The 13,224-nt window shown below is 65.9% G+C and carries 11 protein-coding genes; 7 read left to right on the top strand and 4 right to left on the bottom strand.

Going from position 1 to position 13,224, the window contains the following annotated elements; all coding sequences use genetic code 11:
* Positions 1 to 25 precede the first annotated feature (25 nt).
* The 4 genes from F3I62_RS05750 to groL all read left to right on the top strand — a co-directional run bounded on the left by F3I62_RS05750 (position 26) and on the right by groL (position 3,532).
* Positions 26 to 757, top strand: coding sequence for a HugZ family protein (locus F3I62_RS05750; RefSeq protein ID WP_160488721.1), 732 nt, complete (start codon positions 26 to 28; stop codon positions 755 to 757).
* A 63-nt stretch (positions 758 to 820) separates the two neighbouring features.
* Entirely contained in the window at positions 821 to 1,270 is a 450-nt protein-coding gene (locus tag F3I62_RS05745) for an FxsA family protein (RefSeq protein WP_160488720.1), read from the top strand.
* Between the two features lie 281 nt (positions 1,271 to 1,551).
* Positions 1,552 to 1,845: a co-chaperone GroES gene (locus tag F3I62_RS05740; RefSeq protein WP_160082334.1), complete on the top strand. Its 294-nt coding sequence runs from the start codon at positions 1,552 to 1,554 to the stop codon at positions 1,843 to 1,845.
* A gap of 46 nt (positions 1,846 to 1,891) precedes the next feature.
* Positions 1,892 to 3,532, top strand: coding sequence for a chaperonin GroEL (gene groL / locus F3I62_RS05735; RefSeq protein WP_160488719.1), 1,641 nt, complete (start codon positions 1,892 to 1,894; stop codon positions 3,530 to 3,532).
* Between the two features lie 66 nt (positions 3,533 to 3,598).
* On the opposite strand, the gene F3I62_RS05730 is transcribed toward groL, so the two are convergent.
* A complete protein-coding gene (locus tag F3I62_RS05730) occupies positions 3,599 to 4,324 on the bottom strand; it encodes a phosphatase PAP2 family protein (protein WP_160488718.1) in 726 nt (241 codons plus the stop codon).
* Positions 4,325 to 4,332: 8 nt separating this feature from the next.
* A complete protein-coding gene (locus tag F3I62_RS05725) occupies positions 4,333 to 6,279 on the bottom strand; it encodes an LTA synthase family protein (RefSeq protein WP_160488717.1) in 1,947 nt (648 codons plus the stop codon).
* Between the two features lie 161 nt (positions 6,280 to 6,440).
* Here F3I62_RS05725 and F3I62_RS05720 point away from each other — a divergent pair, with 161 nt between their 5' ends.
* The 3 genes from F3I62_RS05720 (at position 6,441) to F3I62_RS05710 (ending at position 8,835) form a co-directional block, all read left to right on the top strand.
* The gene (locus F3I62_RS05720; RefSeq protein ID WP_160488716.1) at positions 6,441 to 7,124 is read left to right on the top strand and encodes a response regulator transcription factor; all 684 of its coding nucleotides are present in this window, start codon (positions 6,441 to 6,443) and stop codon (positions 7,122 to 7,124) included.
* Positions 7,114 to 8,421: a HAMP domain-containing sensor histidine kinase gene (locus F3I62_RS05715; protein WP_160488715.1), complete on the top strand. Its 1,308-nt coding sequence runs from the start codon at positions 7,114 to 7,116 to the stop codon at positions 8,419 to 8,421. Before F3I62_RS05720 ends, F3I62_RS05715 begins: the two co-directional genes overlap by 11 nt.
* 174 nt (positions 8,422 to 8,595) lie before the next feature.
* Positions 8,596 to 8,835 (top strand): hypothetical protein, encoded by a 240-nt coding sequence (locus F3I62_RS05710; protein WP_160488714.1) that lies wholly within the window; start codon positions 8,596 to 8,598, stop codon positions 8,833 to 8,835.
* Positions 8,836 to 8,893: 58 nt separating this feature from the next.
* Here F3I62_RS05710 and F3I62_RS05705 read toward each other — a convergent pair whose 3' ends face one another.
* Positions 8,894 to 11,947, bottom strand: coding sequence for a multidrug efflux RND transporter permease subunit (locus F3I62_RS05705; RefSeq protein ID WP_160488713.1), 3,054 nt, complete (start codon positions 11,945 to 11,947; stop codon positions 8,894 to 8,896).
* Positions 11,948 to 11,970: 23 nt separating this feature from the next.
* Complete coding sequence (locus F3I62_RS05700) at positions 11,971 to 13,125, bottom strand: efflux RND transporter periplasmic adaptor subunit (RefSeq protein ID WP_160488712.1); 1,155 nt, start codon at positions 13,123 to 13,125, stop codon at positions 11,971 to 11,973.
* Positions 13,126 to 13,224 lie beyond the last annotated feature (99 nt).

Here is a 13,224-nt window from a genome sequence, read left to right as displayed (position 1 = left end):
CGGATTCTTAACGAGGAGTCATAAGTTGAGCGTGACAGCCGGCAAGCATGCCCGAGAATTGCTCCTCAAGGAATACCGCGGCGTGCTTTCGACCCACTCCAAGGCCATGCCGGGTTTCCCTTTCGGATCAGTGGTGCCCTACTGCCTGGACGAGCGGGGCTGCCCGCTGCTCCTGATCAGCCGCATCGCCCAGCACACCCACAATCTGCAGCAGGACGGCAAATGTTCGCTGCTGGTCGGCGAGCGCGGTGCCGAGGACGTGCAGGCGGTCGGGCGCCTGACCCTGCTGGCCGAGGCCGAGAAACTGGCAGAACCGCCGCAGATCGACGCCGCTGCCGCACGTTACTACCGCTATTTCCCCGAATCGCGCGATTACCACCGGGTGCACGATTTCGACTTCTGGCGCCTGCAGCCGGTGCGCTGGCGCTATATCGGCGGCTTCGGCGCGATCCACTGGCTGGACCAGGTCAACCTGGCCAACCCCTTCGCCGGCGAGAGCGAGCTGGGCATGCTCGAACACATGAACGCCGACCATGCCGCGGCCATCGCCCATTACGTCGAACTGGCCGGGCTGCCCGCCCACGAGCCGGCGCAGCTGGTCGGCATCGACAGCGAAGGCTTCCACCTGCGCATCGGCAAGAGCCTGCACTGGCTGGCCTTCCCAACATCCTGTAACAGTCCCGGCGCAGTGCGCCAGGCCCTGGTACAGCTGGCTCGCGCCGCAAGCTGGCCGACCGCCGGGCAGGTTTCAGCTTGAATTAAGCGCCACGCCCCATACTTCATCGGTATCGGAAGCCGTTCTTCCGCCAAGGAAATCCTGATGCGCGCTTTTCTCTTTCTGTTTCTGCTGTTCCCGCTGATCGAACTGGCCGTGCTGATCCAGGTCGGCAGTGCCATCGGCGTCCTGCCGACCCTGTTGCTGGTGATCGGCACGGCGATTCTCGGCAGCGTGCTGCTGCGCGTGGCCGGCCTGGCCACCGCCTGGCGCGCCCGCGAGAAGCTGGCCCGCGGCGAGATGCCCGAGCAGGAGATGTTCGAGGGCCTGCTGATCGCCGTCGGCGGCGGCCTGCTGCTGTTGCCGGGCTTCATCAGCGACGCGTTCGGCCTGCTCTGCCTGATCCCCTTCACCCGCCGCTGGATGATCGGCGGCCTGCGCCGGCGTGCCGCCGAGCAGGCCTTGCGCCAGCGTGCCTTCTTCGACGACCCCCAGGCCCGCTCCGGGCAGACACGGCCCAATGTGCTGGAAGGCGAATACCAGCGCCGCGACTGAGGCTGTGTGCAAAAAATTGCCGGGAGCAATGTGTAACGTCGCGCAGCGACGGCCCGAAGGGTGGCCGCCAGGGATGGCAGGCCATAAAAAAAATCACACCACAGCCCTTGAAATGCCCTTGATCGCCCCTATCTAGCTAGCACCGCAAGGTGTCTGCCGGTTTCGGCAGAACAGACTTCCGCGGCCCGCCCAGGCGTGCCGCGCCCGGCTCCGCCGGACTTTGCTAACCCGCCGGTGCAGTCACCGGCCTGCTTACAACAACTATCGGGAGAGATCGACCAATGAAGCTTCGTCCTCTGCATGACCGCGTCGTTATCCGCCGCAGCGAAGAAGAATCGAAAACCGCTGGTGGCATCGTGCTGCCGGGCTCCGCTGCCGAGAAGCCGAACCAGGGCGTGATCGTCGCCGTCGGTGCCGGCAAGACCCTGGACAACGGTGAAGTGCGTGCCCTGGCCGTCAAAGTCGGTGACAAGGTGGTATTTGGCCCGTACTCCGGCAGCAACACCGTCAAAGTCGACGGCGAAGACCTGCTGGTGATGAGCGAGAACGAAATCCTCGCCGTCCTCGAAGCCTGATTCCCGCGAATCTCCGTTCAACTCAAGAATTTAAGGAACAACCACCATGGCTGCTAAAGAAGTCAAATTCGGCGATTCCGCTCGCAAGAAGATGCTGGTCGGCGTTAACGTCCTGGCCGATGCCGTCAAAGCCACCCTCGGCCCGAAAGGCCGCAACGTGGTGCTCGAGCGCAGCTTCGGCGCGCCGCTGATCACCAAGGACGGCGTGTCCGTTGCCAAGGAAATCGAGCTGAAAGACCGCTTCGAGAACATGGGCGCCCAGCTGGTCAAGGACGTTGCGTCCAAGGCCAACGACGCGGCCGGTGACGGCACCACCACCGCCACCGTACTGGCTCAGGCCATCGTCAACGAAGGCCTGAAAGCCGTCGCTGCCGGCATGAACCCGATGGACCTCAAGCGCGGCATCGACAAGGCCACCATCGCCATCGTCGCCGAGCTGAAGAAGCTGTCCAAGCCGTGCACCGACACCAAGGCCATTGCCCAGGTCGGCACCATCTCCGCCAACTCCGACAACTCCATCGGCGACATCATTGCCGAAGCCATGGAAAAAGTCGGTAAAGAAGGCGTGATCACCGTTGAAGAAGGCTCGGGCCTGGAAAACGAACTGTCGGTCGTCGAAGGCATGCAGTTCGACCGTGGCTACCTGTCGCCGTACTTCATCAACAAGCCGGACACCATGGTCGCCGAGCTCGACGGCCCGCTGATCCTGCTGGTCGACAAGAAGATCTCCAACATCCGCGAACTGCTGCCGGTTCTCGAAGCCGTGGCCAAGTCCGGCCGTCCGCTGCTGATCGTGGCCGAAGACGTCGAAGGCGAAGCCCTGGCGACCCTGGTGGTCAACAACATGCGTGGCATCGTCAAAGTCGCGGCCGTCAAGGCTCCGGGCTTCGGCGACCGTCGCAAGGCCATGCTGCAGGACATCGCCATCCTCACCGGCGGTACCGTGATTTCCGAAGAAGTCGGCCTGAGCCTGGAAAGCGCCACCCTGGAACACCTGGGTAACGCCAAGCGCGTTCAGCTGAGCAAGGAAAACACCACCATCATCGACGGTGCCGGCCAGCAGGCTGATATCGAAGCCCGCGTGGCGCAGATCCGCAAGCAGGTCGAAGACACCACCTCCGACTACGACAAAGAGAAGCTGCAAGAGCGTCTGGCCAAGCTGGCTGGCGGTGTTGCCGTGATCAAGGTCGGTGCCGGTACCGAAGTGGAAATGAAAGAGAAGAAGGCCCGTGTCGAAGACGCCCTGCACGCCACCCGCGCAGCCGTCGAAGAAGGCGTGGTACCTGGCGGCGGTGTCGCCCTGGTGCGTGCCCTGCAGGCCATCAGCGAGCTGAAAGGCGACAACGACGACCAGAACGTCGGTATCGCTCTGCTGCGTCGCGCCGTTGAAGCGCCGCTGCGTCAGATCGTTTCCAACGCCGGTGGCGAGCCGAGCGTAGTGGTCGACAAGGTCAAGCAGGGTTCGGGCAACTACGGCTTCAACGCCGCGACCGACACCTACGGCGACATGATCGAGATGGGTATTCTCGATCCGGCCAAAGTCACCCGTTCCGCCCTGCAGGCCGCCGCTTCCATCGGCAGCCTGATGATCACCACCGAAGCCATGATCGCCGACATCGTCGACGACAAGGCCGCTCCGGCCATGCCGGACATGGGTGGCATGGGTGGCATGGGCGGCATGATGTAAGCCGACCGGCACCCAGCTGCAATAAAAAGCCCCGCCTAGTGCGGGGCTTTTTATTGCGTGGCTGTTTTAGTGGATCAGCTCAGCGTTGTTTGCCAAATGCGGCTGCGTCAGCGGGCGGTACAGCAGCAGGTCGTACAGGCCCAGGCAGATCAGCCAGCTGAGCAGGGCCGTCCACAGGTTGTGCGAGAGAAAGTGCGCGCCCTGGGCCATGCGTACCAGGGAAAACAGGCAGCCCAGGCCGATGGCGAAGACCAGCGCGCCATTGGCCAGGCGCGGGTAACGGTCGCGCCAGACGAAGAACAGCGCGAGCAGGGCAAACCCGGCCGCGGCATGCCCGCCTGGCCAGCACTTGCCGGCCTTCTCCACCGGCTGCGCGCGCGGCTCCAGCAGCCCGGAGAAATGCTCGACCCCGCCGTACTGCTCCAGGCTCCACGGGCAGTGCATCTGGGTGAGCTTCTTCAGCGGGGTGACGAAGCTGGTGGACAGGCCCATGGCCAGCACCAGGTAGCCGAGCTGGCGGCGCAACGGACGCAGGCGGGTTGGCAGCAGGCTGAGCAGGAAGCCACCAATGGCCAGCGCGCCGATGACGATGGTCAGCTGTTTGGCGCGGTCGTGCAGGACATCCTCGAGGAAGTCGTTGTGCCGGCCGATGAAGCCCTGGCCCTGGATGTAGAACAGGTCGGCCAGGGCGAAGTCCAGGCGGGTGGGTTCGACCAGCAGCATCAGCGCCAGGAGGGCGAGCGGTAGGCCGTACCACCAGCGGCGGTCGAAGGTGGGGGAATGGCTGGGCATGGCGGCGTTCATCTCGTGCTGAGTTGCAGGTCGGGTTGTGGGTTGCCCTTCCAGGCCAGCAGATGCTCCTTGAAGGCATGACTGGCGGCCTGGTAGTAGGCGATATCGCGCTGCAGCAGCGGGTCCTGGCTGTCGCTGCGGGTTTCGCGGCTGGCGCCGAGGGCATCGTCATGCCGGCGCATGTGCCGCTGTGGGCTGAGGATGGCCAGGTCCCGGCCGTCGAACAGGCCGAGGTGCTGGTAGTTGCCGAGCAGCACCCGGCGCGGTGCCGGATTGTCCTGCAGCAGGTTGCGGCCGAAGAAGGTCGACTGGTAGTCGAGATTGAGCAGGCCGAGCAGGGTCGGCGCCAGGTCGATCTGGCTGGCCAGCTGGTTGTCCTCGCGTGGCGCGACCAGCCCCGGCGCGTAGATGAACAGCGGGATGTGGTAGTTGGCCACCGGCAGGTCCTGGGCCCCGGCGCTGCCGGCGCAGTGGTCGGCGACGAAGACGAACAGGGTGTTGGCGAACCAGGGCTTGTGCCGCGCGGCGGCGAGGAACTGGCCGATGGCATGGTCGGTGTACTTCACCGCGCCTTCGCGGCCGTCGCCCGAGGCGATGTCGATGCGTCCGTCCGGGTAGGTGTAGGGGCGGTGGTTGGAGGTGGTCATCAGCTGCAGCAGGAACGGCTTGCCGGCGGCATGGTCGGCATCGGCGAGCCTGAGGGTCTGGGCGTAGAGGTCCTCGTCGGCCATGCCCCAGGCGTTCTTGAAGTGGATATCGGCCTCGGCCACGCTGCTCTGGTCGACCACCCGGTAGCCGTTGCCGCCGAAGAAGGCGTTCATGTTGTCGAAGTAGCCGCGCCCGCCATAGACGAACACGCTGTCGTAGCCCTGCGCGCTGAGCTGCTGGCCGAGGCTGGCATAGCCGCTCTCGCGGCCGACGCGCTTGACGATGGAGCGTCCCGGCGTCGGCGGCACCGACAGGGTGATGGCCTCCAGGCCACGGTCGGTACGGGTGCCGGTGGCGTAGAAGTTGTTGAAGAACAGGCTCTGCCGGCGCAGCGCATCGAGGTTGGGGGTCAGCCCGCGGCTGTCGCCGAAGCTGCCGAGGTACTTGGCCGACAGGCTCTCGATGGTGACCAGGACGATATTCAGCTGGCGCGGCTGGCCGGGGTTGTCGACCTGCCGGCGGATATCCAGCGGGTCGCTGCCGATGAAGCGGCTGCCCGGCTCGTTCAGTTCCGCGCGCAGGCGGGGGGCGACCTGGGCGTCGGGCAGGGTGGCGTAGAACTGCGGGTAGTCCAGCTCGTTGTTACGGAAGGCGGCGAAGAACTGGTAGGGCCCGTTGCTCGCCAGCTCGTGCTGGTAGGCATTGCCGCCCAGGCCGCGCGGGCTGTCCTGATCCAGCGCCAGCAGGCTCAGCGCGCTACAGGCCAGCAGCCCGGCGAGCGCGCCCAGGCGTGCCGAGCGACTCGGCAGGGGCGCCTGCAGGGCGGCTTGCAGCGGCCGCTGCAGAGCCAGGCCGAGCAGGGCGGCGAGGCCGGCCAGGGCGCCGAGCAGCAGGCCAAGCGGGTAGGACTCCAGCAGGTTGTTGAGCACCTCGTCGGAGTACACCAGGTAGTCCACGGCGATGAAGTTGAAGCGCACGCCGAACTCGTCCCAGAACAGCCATTCGGCCGTGGCGACGAACAGCATGGCGAACAGGCTGACCAGCAGCAGGGCGCGCAGCAGCCAGCGCTGCCCGGGCCGGCGCCACAGCCCGGGCGGGCAGAGCAGCAGGTACAGGCCCAGCGGCAGGGCGGCGTAGGCGAGGAAGCCGAGGTCGTAGAGCAGGCCGATGGCGAAGATCGCCAGCGGGTTGCCGGCCTCGTGCAGATGGTCGAACAGCAGCACGCCGCGGGTCAGCAGGAAGATCGCCAGCCAGCTGGCGAGCAGGAGCAGCAGGTAGCGCAGGGGCGCGCTGCGAAGCAGGGACATGGGTGCGGTTCCAGGCGGGGGAAATGCGCGGCAGTCTGCTCCCGGCTTTGTTGGCGGCCGGTGAATTCGCCGTGAAAAATGCGTCAAAGCGGCCGCAACGGCAGGGCGGCCGGGTTATCGTGAGCGCATCGAAAACGGCACAAGCCGAAGAGGAACAGACCATGCGCATCCTCCTGGTCGAGGACAACCGCGACATCCTGGCCAACATGGCCGACTACCTGGGGATCAAGGGCTACACGGTGGATTGTGCCCAGGACGGCCTGTCCGGCCTGCACCTGGCGGCCACCGAGCATTACGACCTGATCGTGCTGGACATCATGCTGCCCGGCATCGACGGCTACACCCTGTGCCAGCGCCTGCGCGAGGAGGCGCGCCGCGATACCCCGGTGATCATGCTCACCGCCCGCGACCAGCTGGACGACCGCCTCAAGGGCTTCAAGGCCGGCGCCGACGATTACCTGATCAAGCCGTTCGCCCTCTCCGAGCTGGCCGCGCGCATCGAGGCGGTGCTGCGCCGCAGCCTCGGCGGCGGCAAGCGCAGCCTGCAGGTCGGCGCGTTGAGCTATGACCTCGATACCCTGGAAGTCAGCCGTGACGGGCGCCCGCTCAAGCTCAACCCGGTGGGGCTCAAGCTGCTGGCCCTGCTGATGCAGAAGAGCCCGCATGTGGTGCGCCGCGAGGCACTGGAAGAGGCGCTGTGGGGCGATGACTGCCCGGACAGCGACAGCCTGCGCAGCCACGTGCACCAGTTGCGCCAGGTCATCGACAAGCCCTTCGCCCAGGCGCTGCTGCATACGGTGCATGGCGTCGGCTACCGCCTGGCGGAGCTGCACGATGGCGTTTAGGCACGGCCTGTTCAGGCAGAGCCTGTCGCGGCGCATCGTCATCGCCTTCATGCTGATGACCCTGCTGGTCGGCGGCACCTTCGCCATCGGTATCGTCGAGACCGTGCACCTGGTCGAGGAGCGGCTGATCTCCACCGAACTGGGCGGCGATCTCGGCCGCCTGCTGAAGATGGAGAGCAGCGAGGATTGGCGGCACAACCCCGAGCCAGGCCAGCGGTTCCATTTCAGCAACGGCCCCGGCGACTTTGCCATGCCGGCAGACCTGCAGGCGCTGCCACCCGGCTTCAGCGAGCTGTACCGGGGCGAGCGCTCCTACCACGCCTTCGTCCAGCTGGTGGATGGCCGCCGCTATGTGCTGCTGGAAGACCAGAGCGAGTTCGAGGACCGCGAGCAGCTGCTGTTCGCCGTGGTGCTCACCGGCTTCCTGATCAGCCTGGCGCTGTCCGGGCTGCTCGGCTGGCTGCTGGCGCGCAAGGTGATCGAGCCGGTGGTGCGCCTGTCCAGGCAGGTGCGTCACCCGGACCAGCTGCTCGACCGCGCGCCGTCGCTGGCGCCGGACTATGCCGGCGACGAGGTTGGCCAGCTGGCGGCCTCCTTCGACACCACCCTGGGCCTGCTGCGCCGCGCGCTGACCCGCGAGCGCCTGTTCACCAGCGACGTCAGCCATGAGCTGCGCACCCCGCTGATGGTGCTGGCCAGCTCCTGCGAGCTGTTGCTGGACAACCCGGCCCTGGACCCGCGTGCCCGCGGCCAGGTGCAGCGCATCGCCCGCGCCAGCGAGGAGATGCGCGACCTGGTGCAGACCTTCCTGCTGCTGGCGCGCTCGCGCAACGACGAGCCCGGCATGACGCCCCTGGCCAGCCTGGCCGAGGTGGCCGATGGTCTGGTGGAGCAATGGCGCCCGGCGATCGAGGCCAAGGGCCTGACCTTCCACTACCAGCGCGGTAGCGGCACCCTCATGCATTACAACGCGCCCCTGCTGCGTTCGGTAATGGGCAACCTGCTGCGCAACGCCCTGCACTACACCGAGCGCGGCGGCATCCACCTGTCCCTGCAGGTGCAGGGCTTCGTCGTCGAGGACAGCGGCGTGGGCATCCCGGAGAGCGAGCGCGAGGCGATGTTCCAGCCGTTCGTGCGTGGCGGCCAGGCCCGGGGCGAAGGCCTGGGCCTGGGCCTGTCGCTGGTGCAGCGGATCTGCGAGAGCCAGGGCTGGAGCGTCAACCTGAGCGGCGTCGAGCCGCAGGGCTGTCGTTTCGAGGTCAGTCTGGGCCAGCACGACGAGCTGCACGGGGCATGACGCTTTTTTCACAAGGCCGCCCATAACCTGCCTGTAACTTTACCCGGCTAGGCTGGTCACACCGTGGCTGGCTCGGCGTTCGGTTCGACCGCTCGTCTGTAGAGCCTGCAATCGGGGCTCAATGAACTAGGGTTTTGTGTAAGTGCTTGGCAGCATTTTCAAGGGGTTGCAGCGATGAAATTAGAAATTGCTCGAGGTCTTTTCCTCGTCGGCGCCCTCGGCGTAACCGCCCTGGCCGCCGCCGCGTGGCAGGAGCCCGAACCCGTGGTGCTGGATACCCAACACAGTTCGCGGCAGTACTGCCCGCAACCGGCGGTCGCCCGCAACAAGGCGTTGGTGCCGCAGGTCCGACCCGACAGCGACCTGTTGCTGGTGATGTTCGGTCTGTCGCAAAACCTGAACGCCAGCAACTGAGCCGCCCCGCCGAATGAAAAAAGCCCCGCACTGCGGGGCTTTTTCTTGGGCGTGCGACTCAGTGGGACGGCACGCTGGCTGCGGCCGGGCTGGCGTCCGGCTTGGCCAGCAGGGTGTAGACGCAGGGCAGGACGAACAGGGTGAACAGGGTGCCGATCGACATGCCGGTGGCAATCACCACGCCGATGTCGAAGCGGCTGGCCGCCCCGGCGCCAGTGGCGAAGATCAGCGGCACCATGCCGAAGACCATCGCCGCGGTGGTCATCAGCACCGGGCGCAGGCGAATCGAGGCGGCCTCCTCGATCGCTTCGCGCACGCCGAGGCCCTTGTCGCGGCGCAGCTGGTTGGCGAACTCGACGATCAGGATGCCGTGCTTGCTGATCAGGCCGATCAGGGTCACCAGGCCCACCTGGGTGTAGATGTTCATGCTGGAGAAACCGAGGAAGATCGGCAGCAGGGCGCCGCAGATCGACAGTGGCACGGTCACCAGGATCACCAGCGGGTCGCGGAAGCTCTCGAACTGCGCGGCCAGCACCAGGAAGATGATCGCCAGGGCCAGGGCGAAGGTGACGAACAGCGCGCTGCCTTCCTGCACGTACTGGCGCGAGGCACCGGCATAGTCGAAGGCATAGCCGCGCGGCGCCTCCTCGCGGGCGATCTGCGCGATGCTGTCCACCGCTTCACCGGTGCTGACGATCGGCACGCCCTCGATGATCGCCGAGTTGAGTTGCTGGAACTGCTTGAGCTTGGTCGGCCGCGCGCGGTCGCTGACCTTGATCAGCGTGCCCAGCGGCACCATCTGCCCGCTCTCGCTCTTCACGTAGTAGCTGCTCAGCCAGCCCGGGTTGTCGCGGTAGGCGCGCTCGACCTGGGCGATCACCTTGTAGCTGCGGCCGTCGATGGTGAAGCGGTTGATCTCGCCTTCGCCGAGCAGGGTGGCCAGGGTCAGCCCCAGGTCCTGCATGGATACGCCCATCTGCGCGGCCTTCTCGCGGTCGATATCGACCACCACTTCCGGCTTGTCGAAGGCCAGGTCGACGTTGAGGAAGGCGAACTTGCCCGACTCCATGGCCCGCGCCTTGACCCGGTCGGCCACCTGCAACAGCGACTCGTAGTCGTTCGGCGTGTTGATCACGAACTGGAACGGCAGGCCCTGGCCGGTGCCCGGCAGCGACGGCAGGTTGAAGCCGAAGACCTGCAGGCCGGGGATGGCATTGAGCCTGGCCTGGACCTCCGGCAGCAGCTCCATCTGGGTGCGTTCGCGTTCGTCCCAGGGCGTCAGCAGGAAGCCGCCGATCCCGGCCTGCACGCCATCGAAGCCGTTGATCTGGAACGACGAGTAGTACTCGGGGAAGCTCTTGAAGATCTCCACGAACTCGTCGGTGTAGGCGTTCAGGTAGTTCAGGTTGGTCGGCTGCGGCGCGTTGGCGAAGAGGAACACGATGCCCTGGTCCTCTTCCGGTGCCAGCTCGCTGTGGCTGAACTTGAGCAGCACCGGGATCAGGCCGAGGACGATCAGGGCGAACACCAGCACCACCGGGCGGGTATTCAGGGTACCGTGCAGGGCGTTCTGGTAGCGGCGCTTGAGCCGGTCGAAGATCTGGTCGAGCCGGTGTGCCAGGCCCGAGGGGTTTTCCTCGTGGCGCAGCAGCTTGGCGCACATCATCGGCGACAGGGTCAGGGCGACGATGCCGGAGATGATCACCGCGCCGGCCAGGGTCAGGGCGAATTCCTTGAACAGCGCGCCGGTGAGGCCTTCGAGGAAGCCGATCGGCGCATACACCGCGGCCAGGGTGATGGTCATCGAGACCACCGGCACGGCGATCTCCCGCGCCCCTTCGAGGGCCGCGTCGAACGGCGTCTTGCCTTCCTCGATATGGCGGTGGATGTTTTCCACCACGACGATGGCGTCGTCCACCACCAGGCCGATGGCCAGGACCATGGCCAGCAGGGTCAGCAGGTTGATCGAGTAGCCCATCAGCTGCATGAAGAACAGCACGCCGATCATCGACAGCGGAATGGTGATCACCGGGATCAGCACCGAGCGGAACGCGCCGAGGAACAGGAAGACCACGACGATGACGATCAGCACCGCCTCGATCAGGGTCTTCACCACCTCGTCGATGGACGCCTGGATGAAGCGGGTGGCGTCGTAGGCGATGGAGACTTTCAGGTTCGGCGGCAGCTGCGCTTCCAGCTCCGGGAGGATGGCGCGCACGTGCTTGATCACGTCCAGCGGGTTGGCGCTGGGCGTGCCCTTGATGGCGATGTACACCGAGGGCGTGCCGTCGAACGAGCTGATCGAGTCGTAGTTGGCCGCGCCCATCTCCACCCGGGCCACGTCGCGGACCAGCACGCGGGTGTCGCCGACGGTCTTCAGCGGGATGGCGGCGAAGGCTTCGGGGGTCTTCAGGTCGGTGCTGGCATTGATGCTGGTGACCACGTACTGGCCCTTCACTTCGCCGGCGGCGGCGAGGAAGTTGTACTGGCGCACGGCCTCGCTGAACTCGCCGGCGGTGACGCCATAGGCGGCCATCTTCACCGGGTCCAGCCACAGGCGCATGGCGAATACCTGGTTGCCGAGGATTTCCGCTTCGGCCATGCCCGGCAGGGTCGCCAGCTTGGGCTGGATGACCCGTGACAGGTAGTCGGTGATCTGCGGGTTGGACAGCTGCTCGCTGTAGAAGCTGACATACATCAGCGCGGTGGAGTCGGCCGCTTCCTTGGACAGCACCGGGTCTTCGGCATCCTGCGGCAGCTGGTTCTTCACTTCGCCGGCCTTGGCCAGCAGTTCGGTGAACAGGCGGTCGCTGTCGGCGCCAATGCGCGCGTAGATGGAGATCACCGAGAGGTTCTGCTGGCTCGACGAGGTCATGTAGTCGATGCCTTCGGCGCTGGCCAGGCTCTGCTGCAGCGGCTGGGTGATGTAGCCCTGGATGGTCTCGGCGTTCGCCCCGGGGTAGGCAGTGGTCACCGTGATCAGGGCGTTTTCCATCTGCGGGTACTGGCGGATCACCAGTTTGCTGAAGGCCTGGAAGCCCAGCAGGATGATCAGCAGGCTGACCACGGTGGCCAGTACCGGGCGACGGATGAACGGATCTGTAAAAGCCATGTTGGTTTCCTTGGCGCCGCGCCTTACTGGGCGGCGCTGGCTGGGGTGGCCGCTTCGACCGCCTGGGCCTGATCGGCGGCGATGCTCACGTGGGCGCCGTTGTCCAGCTTGAGCTGGCCGGCGGTGACCACCTGTTCGCCGGCCTTGAGGCCCTTGAGTACCACCACCTGGGCATCGCGGCGCTCGCCGGTCTCGACGAAGCGACGCTCGACCACCAGCTGGGCCTGGCCCTTGTCGTCTTTAACTACGGCACCCTTTTCGTCCTGCTTCTCGCCGATCACGTACACCGAGTTGCCGTACAGGGTGTAGGTGATGGCGGTTTCCGGCACCACGATCACCGGCTTTTCGCCGGGCAGGAGCACGTCCAGGTTGGCGAACATGCCCGGCAGCAGCTTGCTGTCGGGGTTCGGCAGCATGGCGCGCACCTGCAGGTTGCGCGTGGTTTCCTCGACCTTGGGGTTGATCGCGGCGATTTCGCCCTCGAACACCTCACCCGGATAGGCGGCGACGTTAAGGCGCACGCGCTGGCCGATGGCCAGCAGTGGCACGGCCTGTTCCGGCAGGAAGAAGTCGACGAACAGCTTGGACAGGTCCTGCAGGGTGGCCACCGGGTTGCCGGGGCTCAGGTAGTCGCCGGTATCGACCTGGCGGATGCCGATGGTGCCGGCGAAGGGCGCGAGGATGCGCTTCTTGTCCAGGCTGGCCTGCAGCTGGGCGACGCTGGCCTCGGCCTTGAGCAGTTCGGCGTTCAGGCGGTCGAACTCGCTCTTGGAGATGGCCTGTTTTACCGCCAGGTTCTTGCCGCGCTGGTACTCCACCTGGGCCAGGTTGCGCACGGCCAGGGCGGTGGCGAGGATGGCCTTTTCCACCTGGCTGTCCAGTTGCAGCAAGGGCTGGCCGAGGCTGACCTTCTCGCCGGACTGGAACAGCACCCGATGCACGGTGCCCTCGACTTCGGCGGTCAGATCGACGCCCTGGAACGCCTTGAGTGTGCCGATGGCCGGCAGGCGGCTCTGCCAGGGCTGCTCCCTGGCCGTGGCGGCGGACACGCTGATGGCCGGCTGCGGCGCGGCGAACATCTGCACCTGCTGGTAGATCGAATAGCCTTTGTAGGCGGCCAGGGCGAGCACCACGAGGATGACCGCGCCCAGCATGATAAACATGCGGCGGAGCAACATATTCCGGTTCCTTGGCAGGGCGAGAATGGCCTGGGAATAGGCGAAGCAGGCACCTTAGTACCAGCTGACCATCAAGTCAAAATCATCTCATTTGCAGGA

It is taken from the genome of Pseudomonas sp. R-28-1W-6 (assembly GCF_009799925.1).
Taxonomy (GTDB): domain Bacteria; phylum Pseudomonadota; class Gammaproteobacteria; order Pseudomonadales; family Pseudomonadaceae; genus Aquipseudomonas.
Note: the sequence above shows the minus strand (reverse complement) of the source record. Positions and strands in the feature narration are given on the sequence as shown.